Origin of the sequence: Methylobacterium sp. E-065, from assembly GCF_022829605.1 — a bacterium.
Classification (GTDB): domain Bacteria; phylum Pseudomonadota; class Alphaproteobacteria; order Rhizobiales; family Beijerinckiaceae; genus Methylobacterium.
Map to the genome: position 1 here is coordinate 91429 of NZ_JAKSYD010000253.1, position 16330 is coordinate 107758.

The 16330-nt window shown below is 69.1% G+C and carries 18 protein-coding genes; 10 read left to right on the forward strand and 8 right to left on the reverse strand.

Annotated elements, in window-relative coordinates:
- Positions 1–82: 82 nt before the first annotated feature.
- On the forward strand, positions 83–511 hold the full coding sequence (locus MKK84_RS29050; RefSeq protein WP_243925584.1) for a flagellar assembly protein FliX: 429 nt from the start codon (positions 83–85) through the stop codon (positions 509–511).
- Here MKK84_RS29050 and MKK84_RS29055 read toward each other — a convergent pair whose 3' ends face one another.
- Positions 512–2008, reverse strand: a complete 1497-nt coding sequence (locus MKK84_RS29055; RefSeq protein WP_243925585.1) for a helicase HerA domain-containing protein — start codon at positions 2006–2008, stop codon at positions 512–514.
- A 156-nt stretch (positions 2009–2164) separates the two neighbouring features.
- Between MKK84_RS29055 and MKK84_RS29060 the strand changes: the two genes are divergently transcribed.
- From MKK84_RS29060 to dksA, 6 genes are all read left to right on the forward strand, one after another.
- Complete coding sequence (locus MKK84_RS29060) at positions 2165–3412, forward strand: Hsp70 family protein (RefSeq protein ID WP_243925586.1); 1248 nt, start codon at positions 2165–2167, stop codon at positions 3410–3412.
- Positions 3413–3686: 274 nt separating this feature from the next.
- The gene (locus MKK84_RS29065) at positions 3687–4253 is read left to right on the forward strand and encodes an HAD family hydrolase (RefSeq protein WP_243925587.1); all 567 of its coding nucleotides are present in this window, start codon (positions 3687–3689) and stop codon (positions 4251–4253) included.
- The gene (locus MKK84_RS29070; RefSeq protein ID WP_243925588.1) at positions 4220–4384 is read left to right on the forward strand and encodes a hypothetical protein; all 165 of its coding nucleotides are present in this window, start codon (positions 4220–4222) and stop codon (positions 4382–4384) included. Before MKK84_RS29065 ends, MKK84_RS29070 begins: the two co-directional genes overlap by 34 nt.
- Positions 4385–4569: 185 nt before the next feature.
- The gene (locus tag MKK84_RS29075; RefSeq protein WP_243925589.1) at positions 4570–5943 is read left to right on the forward strand and encodes an MBOAT family O-acyltransferase; all 1374 of its coding nucleotides are present in this window, start codon (positions 4570–4572) and stop codon (positions 5941–5943) included.
- A 2-nt stretch (positions 5944–5945) separates the two neighbouring features.
- A complete protein-coding gene (locus MKK84_RS29080; RefSeq protein ID WP_243925590.1) occupies positions 5946–6962 on the forward strand; it encodes a hypothetical protein in 1017 nt (338 codons plus the stop codon).
- A gap of 174 nt (positions 6963–7136) precedes the next feature.
- Entirely contained in the window at positions 7137–7556 is a 420-nt protein-coding gene (dksA, locus tag MKK84_RS29085) for an RNA polymerase-binding protein DksA (RefSeq protein ID WP_243925591.1), read from the forward strand.
- A gap of 88 nt (positions 7557–7644) precedes the next feature.
- Here the strand turns inward: dksA and MKK84_RS29090 are convergent, their stop codons facing one another.
- The 3 genes from MKK84_RS29090 to MKK84_RS29100 are packed head-to-tail and all read right to left on the reverse strand — an operon-like array spanning position 7645 to position 10632.
- On the reverse strand, positions 7645–9432 hold the full coding sequence (locus tag MKK84_RS29090; protein WP_279599766.1) for a pilus assembly protein TadG-related protein: 1788 nt from the start codon (positions 9430–9432) through the stop codon (positions 7645–7647).
- Complete coding sequence (locus MKK84_RS29095; RefSeq protein ID WP_243925593.1) at positions 9359–10006, reverse strand: TadE/TadG family type IV pilus assembly protein; 648 nt, start codon at positions 10004–10006, stop codon at positions 9359–9361. The genes MKK84_RS29090 and MKK84_RS29095 overlap by 74 nt, the downstream gene beginning before the upstream one ends.
- Positions 10000–10632 carry a TadE/TadG family type IV pilus assembly protein gene (locus MKK84_RS29100; protein WP_409566558.1) on the reverse strand — a complete coding sequence of 211 codons (633 nt, stop codon included), beginning with the start codon at positions 10630–10632 and terminating at the stop codon, positions 10000–10002. Before MKK84_RS29100 ends, MKK84_RS29095 begins: the two co-directional genes overlap by 7 nt.
- A 207-nt stretch (positions 10633–10839) precedes the next feature.
- Here MKK84_RS29100 and MKK84_RS29105 point away from each other — a divergent pair, with 207 nt between their 5' ends.
- Both MKK84_RS29105 and MKK84_RS29110 read left to right on the forward strand, forming a co-directional pair.
- A complete protein-coding gene (locus tag MKK84_RS29105; protein WP_243925693.1) occupies positions 10840–11253 on the forward strand; it encodes a hypothetical protein in 414 nt (137 codons plus the stop codon).
- Positions 11253–11723 (forward strand): hypothetical protein, encoded by a 471-nt coding sequence (locus MKK84_RS29110; protein WP_243925595.1) that lies wholly within the window; start codon positions 11253–11255, stop codon positions 11721–11723. Before MKK84_RS29105 ends, MKK84_RS29110 begins: the two co-directional genes overlap by 1 nt.
- Before the next feature lie 3 nt (positions 11724–11726).
- Here the strand turns inward: MKK84_RS29110 and MKK84_RS29115 are convergent, their stop codons facing one another.
- Positions 11727–13004 (reverse strand): NAD(P)/FAD-dependent oxidoreductase, encoded by a 1278-nt coding sequence (locus MKK84_RS29115; RefSeq protein WP_243925596.1) that lies wholly within the window; start codon positions 13002–13004, stop codon positions 11727–11729.
- Positions 13005–13157: 153 nt separating this feature from the next.
- Here MKK84_RS29115 and gltX point away from each other — a divergent pair, with 153 nt between their 5' ends.
- Positions 13158–14498, forward strand: a complete 1341-nt coding sequence (gene gltX / locus MKK84_RS29120) for a glutamate--tRNA ligase (protein ID WP_243925597.1) — start codon at positions 13158–13160, stop codon at positions 14496–14498.
- Positions 14499–14867: 369 nt separating this feature from the next.
- On the opposite strand, the gene MKK84_RS29125 is transcribed toward gltX, so the two are convergent.
- The 3 genes from MKK84_RS29125 to MKK84_RS29135 all read right to left on the reverse strand — a co-directional run bounded on the left by MKK84_RS29125 (position 14868) and on the right by MKK84_RS29135 (position 16285).
- Positions 14868–15635: a class I SAM-dependent methyltransferase gene (locus tag MKK84_RS29125; protein WP_243925598.1), complete on the reverse strand. Its 768-nt coding sequence runs from the start codon at positions 15633–15635 to the stop codon at positions 14868–14870.
- Positions 15636–15746: 111 nt separating this feature from the next.
- Entirely contained in the window at positions 15747–15932 is a 186-nt protein-coding gene (locus MKK84_RS29130) for a type II toxin-antitoxin system RelE/ParE family toxin (RefSeq protein WP_279599772.1), read from the reverse strand.
- Between the two features lie 101 nt (positions 15933–16033).
- Entirely contained in the window at positions 16034–16285 is a 252-nt protein-coding gene (locus tag MKK84_RS29135; RefSeq protein ID WP_243925600.1) for a type II toxin-antitoxin system ParD family antitoxin, read from the reverse strand.
- Between the last annotated feature and the right edge of the window lie 45 nt (positions 16286–16330).

A 16330-nucleotide genomic window follows, 5' to 3' on the forward strand; every position in this document is an offset into this window, starting at 1 on the left:
CCGGCTCGTTTACCGACGCTTAACCCCGTGGGCCGAGTTTCCGATGCGGCGCAGGGGCGCCGGGAGCACCGCGAACCGGATCATGCGCGTCGAGACTCGCCAGCCGATCCAGAGCGCAGGCGGCATCGCGGCCCCCCGGCGTCCCGAAGGCGGCCCCGGCTTCAGCCTCGACGCGGCTTCGACCCCGACCTCGGGCGCTAACGCTCCGGCGGCTGCCACGTCGCTGGCCGGGCTCGACGCGGTCCTGCTGCTTCAAACCGAGAGCGAAACCCCGCAGGAGCGGCGCCGCCGCTCGGCCAAGCGCGGCCAGGATCTGCTCGACGGCCTCGACCGGTTGAAGGCCGCGCTGCTCGGGGGCCGCGTTGCGCCGCAGGACCTGCGCGCGATCGCGGGCCGTTTGGCCGAGCGATCGGGTCCCTCGGGCGATCCACGGCTCGACGGCCTGATGGCCGAGATCGAGCTGCGGGCGGCGGTGGAACTCGCCAAGCTGGAAACACGCCGGGGCGTCTGACTAACCCGCCCGCCGCTTCGGCCCGGTCGGCAGCAATTGCGGTTCGCCAGGTCCGGTTTCCACGCCAAGATCCGGTACCGCGATGATCGGCGCGCCGCGCAGGTCCTTGCGGGTGACGATCGCGCCGCGCTCCTCCAGATAGGCCAGCATCCGCCGGGCTCGGCCGCCCGAGCTGGTGCCGTAGGCTTCCGCCAGCATCGTGTCGGTGGGGCAGGGCGCGCCCTCGATCGCCGCCCGGGCCACCACCAGGAACAGCCCGGCAAGATCGTCCGGCAGGCCGGCTGCGATCTCCTGCGCCCGCGTCCACCCGGAATCGTCGGCGACCGCGCCCCCAGCCTCGGCCCGGGCGACGGCGAGACGCCGTTTGAACTCGGGCAGGCCCATCGCGTCGCCGCGCAGGCGCCGGATCCGGCAGCGGACCGTGAAGTCCTGATAGAGGGTTGCGGGCGTGCAGGCGGCGGCATCCGCATCCGCCAGGACCGAGGCCAGCACCTCGGCGAGCGCCGCTTCGCGCACCTCCGGGTCCATCGGTTCCTCGTCGGGCTCCTCGGCGGGGGCCGGCGGCCGATAGTTCGCCAACTGGACGAGCACGTCCGGCGTCGGCGCGGGGCGCGGCTTCGGGCGCGGTGCGAGCTGCACCATGCTTTCCTGCGGGCTCGCCGTCAGGATGAGCGCTCGGGCATCCTCCGTCGCCTCCGGCAGCGGCACCAGGACCGGCGAGGAACTCCGGCTCACCGTGACGGTCGGGCCGACCGCGATCGTGAGCGGGCGCCGCGAAAGGGCCGGGCCCAAGGCCACGAAATGCCCCCGCGGCAGATCGCGAAACGTCTCGGCTTGGCGGCGTTCCAGGCCGAGGAGATCGGCGGCGCGGGCCATATCGATATCGAGGAAGGTCCGGCCCATCAGGAAGTTCGAGGCTTCCGCCGCGACGTTCTTGGCGAGCTTGGCCAGCCGCTGGGTGGCGATGATCCCGGCCAGACCCCGCTTGCGCCCGCGGCACATCAGGTTGGTCATCGCGCCCAGCGACAGGCGCCGCGCCTCGTCGGAGACCTCGCCGGCCGCCGCGGGCGCGAAGAGCTGCGCTTCATCCACCGCCACCAGCATCGGGTACCAATGGTCGCGGTCCGCATCGAACAGGCCGCCGAGGAACGCGGCTGCGGCGCGCATCTGCGCGTCGGCGTCGAGGTTCTCCAGCGACAGCACCACCGAGACCCGATGGGTGCGAACCCGGGCGGCGATCCGCTGCAGCGCGACATCGTCGCCGTCGGCCTCCACCACGACGTGGCCGTAGCTGTCGGCGAGGCTGGCGAAATCACCCTCGGGATCGATGATCGCCTGCTGCACGAGGCCTGCGCTCTGCTCCAGCAGGCGCCGCAGCAGATGCGATTTGCCGGAGCCCGAATTGCCCTGGACCAGGAGCCGCGTGGCGAGCAGTTCGGTGAGGTCGAGGAGCGCGGGGCGCTCGCCGGTCAGGCCGAGATCGATGTCGGAACGCATGGTGCCTCATAGCATGCCGGCGGCGGCTGCGGGCGGTCTGCTGGCATCTGTCCACGCTTCCCGCGATACCAGCCCCGCCGTTTCCGGCCTGGACCGCAACGCTCCGGCCCTGTTACGGCGACGCCCCTCCCAGACAGAACCCGGATCCAAGACACGATGGCGGCCTGCGGCCTCGATTTCGGCACGTCGAACACCACCCTCGGGCATGTCGGCCCGGACGGACCCATCCTGCTGCCGCTGGAGGGCGCGCACCGGACGATACCGAGCGCGATCTTCTTCGAGCTCGGCGAGGAGCCGGTGATCGGCCGCGCCGCCACGGCGGCCTACGTGGAGGGCCTGTCCGGGCGGCTGATGCGAGGCCTCAAATCCGTGCTCGGCACGCCGCTGATGGACGAGGCTACCCCGGTCGGCCGCCAACGCCTGCGCCTGCGCGACATCATCGCGCGGTATCTTACGGAGGTGAAGGCGCGGGCCGAGGCGGCCTGTGGCGCGACCCTCGACAGCGTGGTCCACGGCCGCCCGGTCCATTTCGTGGACGGCGACGCGGAGGCCGACCGCCGCGCCGAGGACACCCTCCGGGAGATCGCCCGCGAGGTCGGGTTCCGCACGGTGTCGTTCCAGTACGAGCCGATCGCCGCCGCCCTCGACTACGAGCGGCAGGTCGAGTCGGAGGAAATCGCCCTGGTGGCCGATATCGGCGGCGGCACCTCAGATTTCTCGATCGTGCGCCTCTCGCCGGAGCGCAGGGGCCGGGTGGACCGGGCCGGCGACATCCTGGCCAGTGACGGCGTGCGGATCGGCGGTACCGATTTCGACCGGCAGCTCAGCCTCGCGACCGTGATGCCGCTGCTCGGCCTCGGCAGCCCGATGCGCCGCGCCGACCTCGCGGTGCCGAACGCCTATTATCACGACCTCGCCACGTGGTCGGCGATCAACCGGCTCTACAATGCGAAGACCCTGCGCGAGATCGACGAGGTGATCCGCGACTGCGCCCGGCCCGATCTCGTGACGCGTCTGCACGCGGCGGTGGAGGGCGAGCGCGGCCACGCCCTGGCGGGTGCGGTGGAGGGCGCCAAGATCGCGGCCTCCGAGGGCGGCGCGGCGGAACTCGACCTCGGTCTCGTGGAGCGCGGGCTCGCGGCCCGGGTCGATCGCGGGACGCTCGCCATCCAGACGGGCGACCTCGCCCGTTCGGTGGCCGCACGGATCGGCCGCTGCCTCGCCCAGGCCGAGCTGGCGCCGGAGCGGATCGACGCCTTATTCCTCACCGGGGGCTCCACAGGCCTGCCGCATCTGCGCGCCGCGCTGACGGCGGCCCTGCCGTCGGCCCGGGTGGTGGAGGGTGATATCTTCGGTTCGGTGGGGCTGGGGCTGACCATTGAGGCGGCGCGGCGCCGAGGGTGACTCGTAGCGCTCAATGGCGCTGCCGGCCTGGCGGCCGGGGCGATGCAGCCCCGGCTTAGCGCATCGCTTGTGTTTGGTGAGCTGGGCCAGGGCCAGAATCGTATCGGCAGGACCATGCGAGGGGCTGCTCCCAACCCAACTCAGCGACCCGAACTGCCGTCAGTGCGTTCCTAATGCGTTCGCTCGTGAGTTCGGCCGCAACTTTGGCTCGGGGGTGGGAACCGGACTTTGCGGACAGGGATAGTCCGCTGAGGGCCGCCCGGTGAGACCGATCATGCTGCAGCTGCAACCCGCGCCGACCGTCATTACCTTCGACTGCTACGGCACCCTCGTTCAGTGGCATGACGCCGTCCGGTCCGCCGCCCGCGCGATCCTCGCCGGCCGCATCGCGCAGGCGGAAGTGGAAGACCAATCGACCGCTCTGGCCGACCGGCTGCGCAGCGCCGCCGTCGAGCGCCAGCAACGCCCGCCCTACTGCGACTACAAGTCTGTCCTGCGGTCCGCCCTCGCGATCGCGCTCGCCGAGGCCGGTCATACGGCGACGCCCGAGGACGAGGGAACGCTGTTCTCGATCCTCGGCCGGATCGAGCCGCATCCCGACGTCCCGGCTGCGCTGGCTCGCTTACGCGCGCGCTACCGGCTCGCGGTCATCAGCAACACGGACGACGACCTGATCGCCGGCTCCATCGAGGCGATCGGGGTGCCGATCGACTTCGTCGTCACGGCCCAGCAGGCCCGCGCCTACAAGCCCGATCACCGGCTTTTCTTCACGCCTACGAGATCATGGGGGTCACGAAGGAGCAGACCGTGCACGTCGGCATGGGACAGTTCACCGACCTGAAGGTCTGTCACGAACTCGGTATCCGGTCCGTATGGATCGACCGGGCAGGCGAGCCGCTGAACCCGAACTGGCCGCCGGACGCCGAATTGAACGACCTTGTGGGTTTGCCCGACCTGCTGTCGGTCTCCTGAACGGCTTCGAGCGCTCTCTGCCGAAGTGGCTACCGGTTCGGCGCAAGAGCCCGTTTGTGATCCCGCAAGGGGGCACGAGCGGATGAGAGCGGCGATTGACGGGCCGCGCACGATCCCCGACAAGGCGGGCCCTTCCGCTCAGGACAACGGCGGCCCATCCGGGCTCCTCCGCGCCGCCTCGCCCGATGCTGTTCAACTCCTTCGTCTTCCTCCTCGCCTTCCTGCCCGCCGCCCTGGTCCTGCACGCGCTGGTGGCGCGCGCCGCGCCGGCGTGGCGGTTGCCGCTCCTCGTCGGCCTGTCCTTCGTGTTCTACGGCTGGTGGGACATCCGCTTCGTTCCGCTGCTCGCTGGTTCGATCCTGGCGAACTGGTGCGTCGCCCGCACCTATCGCCGCTGGCCCGAGCGCTGGTTGATCCCGGCGGCCATCGCGGCCAATCTCGCGCTGCTCGGCGTGTTCAAGTATTTCGATTTCGCGGCCGATCTCGCCAACCTGATCCCGGGCCTGGAGGCGCCGCGGCTTGGGCTCGCTCTCCCGCTCGGCATCTCGTTCTTCACCTTCCACCACATCATGTACCTCGCCGACCTGCGGGCCGGCCGCGCGCCATCCTTCGAGCTGGTGAAATACGCCCTCTACATCGCCTTCTTCCCGCAGGTTCTCGCCGGCCCGCTCGTGCGCTGGAGCGAGATCATGCACCAGTTCGACGCCGAGCCCTACGCGCGGCCGGACGCCGCCGAGCGCTTCAGCCGAGGCCTGATGCTGCTCACGGTGGGGTTGGCCAAGAAGGTGTTCCTCGGCGATCCGCTCGCGGCCTACGTGAATCCCGTGTTCCAGGCGGCGGCCGCCGGGAAGGTCGTCACGGTCGCGGAGGCGTGGCAGGCGACGCTGGGCTTCACTTTCCAGATCTATTTCGACTTTTCCGGCTACACCGACATGGCGCTCGGCATCGCACTGCTGTTCGGGCTGGTCCTGCCGCAGAATTTCGACGCGCCCTACCGCGCCACCTCGCTGCGCGACTTCTGGCGACGCTGGCACATGACGCTGTCGCGGTTCCTGCGCGACTACCTCTATGTCCCCCTGGGCGGGAACCGGCACGGGCTGCCGCGGCAGGTCGGGGCGCTCGCCGCCACCATGACGCTGGGCGGCCTCTGGCACGGGGCCGGTCTGACCTTCCTGGCCTGGGGCGCCCTGCACGGAGTCGGTCTCGGCGCCGGCGTGATGGCGCGCCGCGCCCGGATCGCGATCCCGGCCCCGGTCGGCTGGCTGCTAACCAGCCTGTTCGTGATGCTGACCTGGGTGCTGTTCCGCGCGACGAGTTTCGATGCCGCGCTGATCGTGTTCAAGGGTCTGTTCGGGCTGGCCCCAAAGGGTTCGGGCTTCAAATGGCGCACCATCGCGGCCGCCGCCCTGGTCGCCACGATCGGGCCCACCGCCTGGGCCGCCGTCCACCGGCTACCGCCGCGGCGCCTCCTCGCCTTCGGCTTCGCGCTCCTGTTCGTCCTCGTCCTGCTGAAGATCGGCGACGATGCGAACTACGAGTTCATCTACTTCCAGTTCTGAGCATGGCGGCGACCCCACCCAGCGCGGACCGGGACTGGCAGGGCTTCGCCCGGTTCCTGCTGCTGTCGGTGGCCGGCGTATTCGTGGCCTATCTGGCGCTGGCGGTGCTGGTCGATCCCTACGATACCGGCCGCTCGACCCTGCTGTCCCGCGGCGCCGTCCGGCCGCAGGGCCCGCGCACCGCCTCGGCCGTGCGCGGGCGCGATCCGGCCTATACCGGTGCGGTGATCGGCAATTCTCACATCCAACTGATCGAGCCGGCGACGCTGACCCGGCTCACCGGCATCCCGTTTGTCCAGCTCTCGGTGCCGGCGACTGGCCCGATCGAGCAATTCGCGGTGCTCGATTGGTATCTGCAGCACCACGCCCGGCCCGAAGCTCTCGTCCTCTCGGCCGATGCCTTCTGGTGTGCCGACGATCCCACTTTCCCGAGTGAGCACGGGTTTCCCTACTGGCTGCTCGGAGGCTGGCCCGACTACCTGAACGGCCTCATCCGCTTCCCGGCCGCTCAGGAGACGATCAACCGGCTCGGCTGGCTGCTGAATCCACGGCACAAGACGGCCGCGGCCGATGGCTGGTGGGACTACGAGCGCAATTACCTCAGCCAGGGCTTCGGTATCGACCCGGCCAAGAAGGCGGCCCTTGAGAAGCCCGCCAGCCCCACGCCGGAGCCGCATCACGGGGGCCCGTTCCCGATCGCCGCCCGGCTGCGGGCCGAACTCGCGCGGATCCCCGCGCGAACGCCGGTGGTGATCGTCTTCCCCCCGGTCTACGCACGCGCGGAACCGCCGGCTGGCAGCCCTCGGGCGGTGGCCGAGGCGGCCTGCCGCGCCGAAGTCCGAGCCGCGCTGTCGGAGCATCCGTCGAGCACGGTGGTGGATTGGCGCGATGGGCGCCCCGAGGCCGGGGATCCCGACCTGTTCTTCGACCAGACGCATTACAGGCTGCCGCTCGCCCGCATCCTGACCACGGACATCGCCGACGCGATTGTTCGCTTGCGAACACGGATGACAGACTAAAAGGTCTGTACCGTGACCGGATTGCCGCACGCGGCGGTACAGTGGGGGGCGCCTTCACATGGCGAGTCCCGGGCGCGTTGTCGCGATAGACCGCCTCGACTATACGGCACCTCACGTTATCGCCGCGCACCGGCCATCCCCTGGTGGGCGGCTCGATTCCAGCGAGGGTGACGCATGGCGAAGGTGACGCTGGAGGACGGCTACGTCCCGTCCGACGACGAGCCCTTCATGAACGACCGGCAGCGCGAATACTTCCGGCGCAAGCTGCTGAGCTGGAAGACCGATATCCTGCGCGAAGCGCAGGACACCCTGGTCGCGCTCCAGAGCGAGAACGAGAATCATCCGGATCTCGCCGACCGCGCCTCATCGGAGACCGACCGGTCGATCGAGCTGCGGGCGCGGGACCGCCAGCGCAAGCTCACCGGCAAGATCGACGCCGCGCTCGCCCGGCTGGAGGACGGCTCCTACGGCTTCTGCGAGGAGACCGGCGAGCCGATCTCCCTGCGCCGCCTCGATGCCCGACCGATCGCGACCCTATCGCTGGAAGCCCAGGAGCGCCACGAGCGGCGCGAGCGGGTCTACCGGGACGATTGAGCCTTCGTCCGTCGGCATTGCGAGGCGTCGCCGATCCTGCGGAGGCGACCACTGATTCGCCCACGGGTCGATCAGGCGCTGGCTCGGCTTACTGCGTCAGACGCAGCGCGCCGATGCTCGACTGGATCTTCTGAAACGCCGCGATCAGGTCGTCCGCGGTGTTGGCGATGAAGAACTGGCTTGCCGAGGAGGCGCAGTTCTTCAGGAGCGTCTGGCCCGCCGCATCGATCGGGTCGGTCGAGACGCTGAACCCGATCGTATAGATCGAGATGTTGACCGCCTTCGCGTTGGCGCAGGCCGTGGCAGTCAATGCGTCGAGCGCGTTCCGGGCGCTGTTGGCGTCCGAGACGTTCTGGTACTGCCCCGGCGGCATCCGCGGATTGGCGCTCGTCTGGTTGGCGTTCTGGAAGTAGCCGGCCGAGAAATACAGCGATCCGGTCGGCGCGCTGGGATTGGCCGTCCAGCTGTTCGTGCCGTCGGTCATCAGGATCATGATCTTGTTGATCGCCGTAGCGTTCGATGAACTCGAGGTCGTCGTGTAGGCCGCCGGCGCGGCCGCGGCCGGATTGATGGAAGCATAGCTGGACGAGAAGACGCTGACCGGCGAGAGCGTCCGCCAGCCCCACATGAGGCCCTCGAAGATATTGGTCGAGCCCAGCGGCGCCATGTTGCCGATGAGGCTCTTGAGCGCGGTCTGGTTGCTGGTGAGCGGCAGGAGCGGCTGCGTCGTGCAACCGAAATTCGGTCCGCTGGGGATCCCGAGATAGGTGCTGGACGTGGCGTTGCGTGGGTTCACGTATTTGCACGCTCGGGCCAGGGCGGCATCGTAAGACAAGCTCGAATTCATCGAGCAAGTGCCGAGGAAGCTGCTGTTGTCGTCGTCGATGTAGCTGTTGTACGATCGCCAATAGCCTGAACTGTCATTGTAGTCGCGATAGGTGTTGCTCGCATCGCCCGGCTCGTCGGGGGCGAACAACGGGACGAAATAGGAATCCTTATTGGCAGAGGTCGGGGCGGCGTCCTGGGTGTTCAGCGGATAAGGCAGCGATTCCAAGCATCCGCCCCAGCCCCACCCGCTGACACCGCTGCTCTGCAGCTTTGTGAAGATGTCGAACCGGTTCGCGAAGCCGGACGCGCTGGCATTGAGAACGTTGGTCCAGTGATAGCTGGACTGCCCGTTCTGGTCGATCCAGCTCGCGGTCCGATAGATCGTCGGATTGACCGCCACGGCCCCGGCGAACGGCACGATGGAGATCCGGGTCGCGCTGCTGAAGGACGAGTTGGTGTAGACGTAGTTGACGAAGTTCGTCGCGGCCTGCTGCACCGCCTGCAGCTTCGACTGGCCGCCGCTCGACGCGGCCATCGACCCCGTATTGTCGAGCACCAGCGCGATCTCGAAGGTCTTCGGGATCGGCGTGGCGCATTGAGACGTGGCGCCCGGGTTGATGCGCGTGGTGCCGGTCAGCTTGCCGAAGAAGGTCGTCGACAGCTTGTGCGCCGTCAGGGTGATCTGGCGTGGGTTGCTGGTGATGGCCAGCGGGTCGACGACGAGGTTGGGCGCCCCCATGGCACCGATCATCGTCGTCTGGGCCAGGGCGTTCAGGTCGGCCGGGGTCGCGGTCGCGGGCGTCTGGCAGAGGAGCAGCGCGGTGGCGTCCGTCGCGGCTTGGAGCTTCGTTTCCAGCCGCGTCGCGAAACCGTAGTCGATGGCCGCACCGCTGAGCATGAGCATCGGCACGCTCATGAAAGCGAACAGGAGCGCCACGTTGCCGCGGCGGTCTCGGGTGAAGCGGTGGGGTGCGTTACGGAGCCGACTTATCGCACGCCGCTGCGTTCGCGCCGGGCAACACCACCTCAGTGTAGATATTGTTCCCATAGGTTTTACCGCCCCGCGTTGGCCATGGAACGACGCTGGAGAAGGTGATGGTGCCGCTGACACCCTTGGCGAGCTTCACCAGGGCGCTTCCGATCATCGGTGCATACGGGATGCTGACCTCGGCAAGGACGTAGCGCATGCCGAGAGTCTGATAGCCGGGCGGTACGGTGAGGCCGGTCGCCAGACCGGTGCTGCGCGGCGTGGCGTTGCCGGTGGCATAGCTGGAGCAGACGGTCGGGATCAGGGTCGAGCCCGAAAGTCCGACGCCCATCGCGCTGACTACAATCTTCGCATCCGCGGTGTTGAATGGGCGCATCACCGTTGTCGCCGAGGCGAAGATGTCGGTCATCAGGGGCGTACTGATCGGATTCTTGGTATCGCCCTGCGCGGTCAGATCGGCGACCGTGCGGGCAAGCACGGTCAGCTTTCGCCACTCGTCGAGGGCATGGGCCAGTTCGGTCATGCCGGCCCAGATCGCCAGCAGGACCGGCAGGATGACGGCGAACTCGACGGCAGCCGTGCCGCGGCGATCGCGCCGCAACTGCCTGGCCTTGCGCGGCAGGCGCCTCAGCATGGGCTCGCCCCGTTCGTCTGGTACGGTTCGGTGCGGAACACCGCGGTCGAGATCAGCAGGCTCGATCCGGCACCGCTGCCGGTCGTGAACTGCCGGGTGTTGAGCCCCATGAGGTTGAAGAAGGTCGGGAATTGCACGGCCGCGGTGACGATCACGATCGTCCCCGGCGCGGCGCAAGCGTAGTTCGTGCCGAATTTGGTGTTCCATGTGCCGGTCGTGCTGTTGACCGGGATCGTCGGGCTCGCGCTTGAAAACGTGCTCGAGGTCGTGACGTCGATCTTGACGTTCTGACAATTGAAGATGTTGACGATGGTGGCGTTGGCCGGGCCGCACATCGTGGTCTTCAGAGCCGCCAGAAGCTTGGTCGCGTCGGTCTGCCCGGCATTCGCCTGCTGGAATTCACCCGTGAAGATCGAGCGGACGGCGTTCTGCAAGGACCGGTCGAAATTCTGTGTGGCCCAGATTTGGAGAAGGACCTGAAAGATCGCGCCGCAGAGGGCGAGGAAGGGCAGGCTCACCAGAGCGAATTCCACCGCGGCGGCACCATCGGCCGCGCCACGGAGGCGTGCCAGATGCCGACCCAACGTTCTGCCTCGATCGGGAAACCCTGGTTTTATGTCCGTCATGCGCTGTGAATTACGCAGCAATAGTCTCGTGTATCTTCGTAGGATCGAGCTTTTACCAAAGACTTAATACGATTGCTGGGGTCGGCCCGGAACGAAACTTATCCCACCGGTTCCGGCCCGATCGCGCCGGCTCGGAGCGTCCCCACGCACGATTGACGGTCGAGTGAGCTGCACCACTTCCGGGTGCAGGCTTGGCCGGAGATCTCCATGAAACGCCCCCTGACCGCGATCGTGGCCGCCACGGTCGCGGCCCTTACGCTGGCGGGTTGCGATCAGCCGAAGCCGGGACCGGCCGGCCCGCCCGGGCCGAAGGGCGATCAGGGGCCGCCGGGACCGCAGGGTCCTGCCGGCCTGAACGGGGCGACGGGCGAACGTGGAGTTACAGGTGAACGGGGCCCGCCCGGGCCCACGGGGCCGGCAGGTCCGGCCGTAAACAGCCAGATCCGGCTGGATGTCGCCTGCCGACGCGACGAGGAGTTGATCGGCGCCTATTGCCGGGGCATGGCGGTGCTGCCGTCCGTCACCGTTACGGACGGCGTCGCCACGGTCGGCTGCCTCGACATGACCGCGAAGGCCGCCAAGGCTGCCCAGCCTGTCGCGGTCTGCATGAAGAAGCCGTGATGAGAGCCCTGGTCTCCGCCTTCCTGGCAGCGCTGGTCTCCACTGCCGCCTGCGCCCAATCGGTCGTCCCCAGCGAGCGCGCGGCCATCGACCTCGTACGCGACCGCCGCACCGCCGGGTTCGCCACCGTCGCCCAGACCCTGGCCTATGCCGAGCGCGTCACTGGCGGAGCCTTCAGCTTCGGCGGCTACCGCGTCGATTACCGCCCGGAGGCGCCCTTCGCCCGGGTGCGGATCTGCTACCGGCTGGGGATCGATCCGCCGACCTGCGGCCTCGATTACCGGGTTGCCGTGAATCCCGCCCATGTCGAGCCGTCCGACCGCTACGACGGCCTCACCCGCGATCTCGAACACGGGCCCCGCGCCTTCCTGCGGGCGTTGGCCCGCGATGTCGACCTCCAACGCCAGCCCGCGATCCTGCGGAAGATCCAGGCGGCGCTCGACCCGTACAACCCCTACGACTGGCGCTAAAGTTTAGAAGAGGCGAGGCCAGCGCAGCAGACGCTCCGGCGCGAAGGCCGCCACCGGCACCGCCGGGCTCCGGCCGGTGGCGAGATCGGCGACGATCTCCCCGGTAATCGGGCCGGTGGACAGGCCGATATGGCCGTGGCCGAAGGCGAACAACAATCCGTCGTGTCGGGGCGCCCGGCCGATCACGGGCATTCCGTCCGGCGTCGAGGGACGGGAGCCGAGCCACGGCGTATTGTCGAGGGGTCCGCCCAGCCGCAGGGTCCCGGCCGCTTCCTGGGAGGCCGCCTCGATCTGGGTATGATCCGGCGCGGCGTGGCTCGCGTTGAGTTCCACGCCCGACAGCACGCGCACCCGGTGATCGCTCATCGGCGAGAGGATCGAGCCGGCGCCGGTATCGAGCACCGGCCGCGTCAGCGGCGGGCTCTCCGGATGCAGGGCGTAGTGGCGATGGTAGCCGCGCTCGGCCGCCACCGCGAAGCGGTAGCCCAGCGGCCGCGCGATCGCTCCCGAGGCGGCGCCGGCCGCGAGAACCACCTGGCGGGCCCGGACCGCACCGGACTCCAGATCGATCCGCCATCCGCCCGAATCGGGCGCCAGCCGCGCGACGCTGCCCCGGAGGCGCCGTCCGCCGAGGCCGGAAAAGAGCGCCTCGCAGGCTTCGATCAGGCGACCGGGCTCGCGAACCGAGCCGGTCTCGGTCAGCAGCATCGCCTTGGCGTAGGGTCGGACCACGGCCGGCTCCAGATCGCGCAGGGCCGCCGTATCGAGGATGTCGAAGACCACGCCGTGCCCGGCCAGGATCTCGCGCTCCAGGGCGGCCCCCGCGAAAGCCGCTTCGGTGCGGTAAGCCTTCAGCCATCCGGTTCGCTGCAGCCGGTCGCTCGTCCCGGCCCGGGCCGCGAGGCGTTCATGGGCCGGGTAGGCGGCACTCGTCAGCGGCAGCAGCGCTTCGGCGGCCCGGCGCCAGCGGGTGGCGCGGGCGCTCGCCAGGAAATGCGCCGTGTAGGGAAGGATCCGCGGCAAGTGCGCGTAGTTCAGGCGCAAACCACGGTCGGCGTTGCGCAGATAGGCCGGGAGCTTGCCCCACAGGGCCGGGCTCGACATCGGCAGGATCGACCCACGGCTGACCACGCCGGCATTGCCGTAGGAGGTTCGGGCGCGGGCCTCGCCGGGATCGCACAGGACCACATCGAGGCCCCGATCCTTCAGCGCGATGGCGCTGGCGAGACCGACCATCCCGCCGCCGATCACCACGATGTCGGCCGTCTCGTCCGTCGCCATCGAGCCTTGTCCCGCGCAGCGCCAAGCGCAGCCTTCTGACCGGTTTCCACGCCCCTGGGTAGCGCCTTCCCGGTGGGCCGCCATGAGCCGGGCGAGGGGCAAAGACCATGAAGTCCTGCGCCATCGGCCCCAAGATCGGCTATGGAGCGGACCATGACTCTCGTTCGCTTCGCTCCTTCGCCGACCGGCTACCTCCATATCGGCAATGCCCGTCCGGCCCTGCTGAACGCGCTGTTCGCCCGCCGGACCGGCGGACGCTTCCTGCTGCGCCTCGACGACACCGATGCGGAACGCTCGACCGAGGCCTTCGCCCAGGCGATTCATGAGGATCTCGCGTGGCTCGGCATCAAGCCCGATCTGTTCGCCCGGCAGAGCGACCGGAAGGCGCAGCACGATACCGCCGCCAATCGCCTGCGCGCCGCGGGCCGGCTCTACCCATGCTACGAGACCCAGGAGGAGCTGGAGCGTCGCCGCAAGCGCCAGCTCGGCCGTAACCAGCCGCCGATCTACGACCGGGCGGCGCTCAAGCTCACCGCTGAAGAGCGTGCCACCCTGGAAGCCGATGGGCGGCGACCGCACTGGCGCTTCCTTTTGGAGGCCCGGACCGTGACGTGGGACGACCTCGTCCGTGGCCCGGCCCATGTCGATTGCGCGTCGCTGTCCGATCCGGTGCTGATCCGCGGCGACGGCAGCTACCTCTACACGCTGCCCTCGGTCGTGGACGACGCCGACCTGGGAATCACCCACGTCATCCGCGGCGAGGACCACGTCACCAACACCGGTGTGCAGGTGCAGATCTTCGAGGCACTGGGCGCCGCCGTTCCGATCTTCGGCCACCACAACCTGCTCACGACCGCAGACGGGGAGGGACTATCGAAGCGGCTCGGCCACCTGTCGCTGCGCGGCCTGCGCGAGGCCGGCTACGAGCCCGCCGCGGTGCGCTCCCTCGCCGTCCTGACCGGCTCCGCCGAATCCGTCCGGGCGGTCCCCGACCTCGACACTTTGGCCGGCCTGATCGACCTCGCCGAGATCTCGCGGGCGCCGGCCCGGTTCGACACCGCGGAGCTCGACGGTCTCAACGCACGCCTCGTCCACGCCATGCCGTACGCGGATGTTTCCGATCGGCTGGAGGACCTTGGAATTCCAGCGGATCGCGCGGAGGCGTTCTGGCTGGCGGTGCGGGCCAATCTCAACCGGGTCGCGGAGGCGGCCGAGTGGTGGCGGGTCGTCGCCGGTTCGGTCGAGCCGGTGCTGAGCGAGCCGGCGGTGATCGCGGCTGCGCAGGACAGTCTGCCGCCCGAGCCGTTCGGCCCCGAGACCTGGAAAGCCTGGACGACCGAGATCCGGACGCGAACCGGGGCAAAGGGCAAGGGCCTGTTCATGCCGCTGCGGCTCGCGCTCACCGGGCTGGAGCATGGGCCTGATCTCGCCGGTCTGCTGCCGCTGATCGGGCGGGACCGGGCGGCGCGGCGGCTGGCGGGTGAGGCGGCCTGAGCTACTCCGCCTCGGCCGCTTCCAGCTTGGTCGCCAGCGGCTTGTCGACACGCCGTCCGTCGAGATCCACCACCTCCAACTGTCAGTCGGCGATGTGGCAGATCTCGCCAGTCTCCGGCAGACGCTGAAGCGTGGCGATGACGAGGTCGGGAGCCGAACGCCGAGCCGGTCGGCCAGTTCGTCGGCCGGCATCGCGCCCGCGATCCGCCTGGTCGACGCACCGCGTCCGGCTCGGCCTGCGCGGAGTCGAACGCGCCCGCGATGGCGTCGAGGATGTTGGCTGGCGTCACGAGCCTGTCGAAATGGCCGTCCTCGTCGTGGACCAGCGCCATCGGCACGGACGCGCTGCGCTGAACCGTGAGCCGCGGTTCAGCGTGGTCGTGCTTCGATCAGCACCGAGTCGAGCAGAAAGCTGCCATCCGGCTCGATCCGGAAATGCGCCGTGACCTCGGCGGCAGCCGAAGCCTGGATGGCCCGGATCGCCGCGACATGGGTCGGCGGCGTGCGCATACGGGCGATCCAGCTCGCGAATTCCATGCGCGGGCGGCTCGCCATGACGGCGCCCGGCGCGAAGCCGGCAGCTTCCAGCATGGCGCGCCATTCCGAGACCCGGTAGTCGCGCACGTGGGACGGATCGCGCAGCAGCTCGACCGCCTGGAGATGCGTGTCGAGCAGCGGATCCTCCGGGGCCACCACATCGCAGGCGACGAGCAGGCCATCGGGTTTCACCACCCGCCTCGCCTCCGCAAGGGCGGCCGGAACGTCACGCCAATGATGGGCGCTGAACCGGGTGAGCACCGCGTCGAAGCTCGCATCCGCGAAGGGCAGCGTCTCGGCCGCCCCCTGGTGGGTCTCGATCCGGTCGAGCCCACGCCGGGCTGCTTCGGCGGAGACGGCCGCCAGCATCTCGGCCGAGAGATCATAGGCAGTGACCGCAGCACCGGCCGCCGCCGCCGCGAAGGCGACGTGACCGCCGCCGCAGCCGAGATCGAGCGCCCGCGCCCCCGGCAGCGCGCCGATCACGGCGCCGATCCGATCGAGATCGGCACCGCCCGCATGGACTGCGCTGGTGACATAGGCCGTGGCCTGCGCGCCGAACTGGTCGACGACGTGGCTGGCGTGGCTGCGCCCGGACATGGGCTTGTCTCCTGGAGCGGACGCATCGTGCGTACGACCTCGCGGGGACGATGCCTCGCGCTGTCGTGATCCGCAATCATGCAAGCTGAGCAAGCGCTGCGGAGGCTATGCTCACGCGAGCGCGCGTTCCCAATCCTGCCGCCCGTGCAGGGTGCGGATGACGAGGATGCCCGCTCCGTTTTCGAGGTAGACGATCATGTGGGCGCCGTAGGGATGGAGCCGCACCGGCGGGTCGAACACTTGGCGCTCGCGCGTCATCCGCGGGTTGGCGGCCAGCAGCCGGAACGCATCGAACAGTCCGTTCTAATACCGTTCCGCCGCAGCCTCGCCAAAGCGGATCGCGCCCGCCGCGTAGGCTTCGGCGAAATCCTCATCAGCCCGCTGTGTCGTCCGGAAACTCATTCGCCCCGAAGGACCGCCAACCTCTCCCGGCCGAGGCGACGAATATCCTCTTCCGTTCGGTCACTGACGCCACTCGCCAAGCTCTCATCGATGAGTCTTTGCAAATCATCGATCTTCCCGAGGCGCTCTTGGTCCCGCCGGATCAGATCTCGCACGTAGTCGCTGGCATTGGCGTAGCGTCCTGCGCCGGCTTGAGCTTCGACCCAAACCTTCGAAGCGTCGGGCAACGAGATCGTCATGGTCGCCATGCCGGAATCTCCTCGCGGTACGATGCCAGGAATCGACCTCGTCTG

What these genes read in the sequence shown, in the direction of transcription:
- MKK84_RS29050 (WP_243925584.1), top strand. Translation starts at nt 83, where the DNA reads ATGCGCGTCGAGACTCGCCAGCCGATCCAGAGCGCAGGCGGCATCGCG.
- MKK84_RS29055 (WP_243925585.1), bottom strand. Translation starts at nt 2,008, where the DNA reads ATGCGTTCCGACATCGATCTCGGCCTGACCGGCGAGCGCCCCGCGCTC.
- MKK84_RS29060 (WP_243925586.1), top strand. Translation starts at nt 2,165, where the DNA reads ATGGCGGCCTGCGGCCTCGATTTCGGCACGTCGAACACCACCCTCGGG.
- MKK84_RS29065 (WP_243925587.1), top strand. Translation starts at nt 3,687, where the DNA reads ATGCTGCAGCTGCAACCCGCGCCGACCGTCATTACCTTCGACTGCTAC.
- MKK84_RS29075 (WP_243925589.1), top strand. Translation starts at nt 4,570, where the DNA reads ATGCTGTTCAACTCCTTCGTCTTCCTCCTCGCCTTCCTGCCCGCCGCC.
- MKK84_RS29080 (WP_243925590.1), top strand. Translation starts at nt 5,946, where the DNA reads ATGGCGGCGACCCCACCCAGCGCGGACCGGGACTGGCAGGGCTTCGCC.
- dksA (WP_243925591.1), top strand. Translation starts at nt 7,137, where the DNA reads ATGGCGAAGGTGACGCTGGAGGACGGCTACGTCCCGTCCGACGACGAG.
- MKK84_RS29090 (WP_279599766.1), bottom strand. Translation starts at nt 9,432, where the DNA reads ATGGGAACAATATCTACACTGAGGTGGTGTTGCCCGGCGCGAACGCAG.
- MKK84_RS29095 (WP_243925593.1), bottom strand. Translation starts at nt 10,006, where the DNA reads ATGCTGAGGCGCCTGCCGCGCAAGGCCAGGCAGTTGCGGCGCGATCGC.
- MKK84_RS29100 (WP_409566558.1), bottom strand. Translation starts at nt 10,632, where the DNA reads ATGACGGACATAAAACCAGGGTTTCCCGATCGAGGCAGAACGTTGGGT.
- MKK84_RS29105 (WP_243925693.1), top strand. Translation starts at nt 10,840, where the DNA reads ATGAAACGCCCCCTGACCGCGATCGTGGCCGCCACGGTCGCGGCCCTT.
- MKK84_RS29110 (WP_243925595.1), top strand. Translation starts at nt 11,253, where the DNA reads ATGAGAGCCCTGGTCTCCGCCTTCCTGGCAGCGCTGGTCTCCACTGCC.
- MKK84_RS29115 (WP_243925596.1), bottom strand. Translation starts at nt 13,004, where the DNA reads ATGGCGACGGACGAGACGGCCGACATCGTGGTGATCGGCGGCGGGATG.
- gltX (WP_243925597.1), top strand. Translation starts at nt 13,158, where the DNA reads ATGACTCTCGTTCGCTTCGCTCCTTCGCCGACCGGCTACCTCCATATC.
- MKK84_RS29125 (WP_243925598.1), bottom strand. Translation starts at nt 15,635, where the DNA reads ATGTCCGGGCGCAGCCACGCCAGCCACGTCGTCGACCAGTTCGGCGCG.
- MKK84_RS29135 (WP_243925600.1), bottom strand. Translation starts at nt 16,285, where the DNA reads ATGGCGACCATGACGATCTCGTTGCCCGACGCTTCGAAGGTTTGGGTC.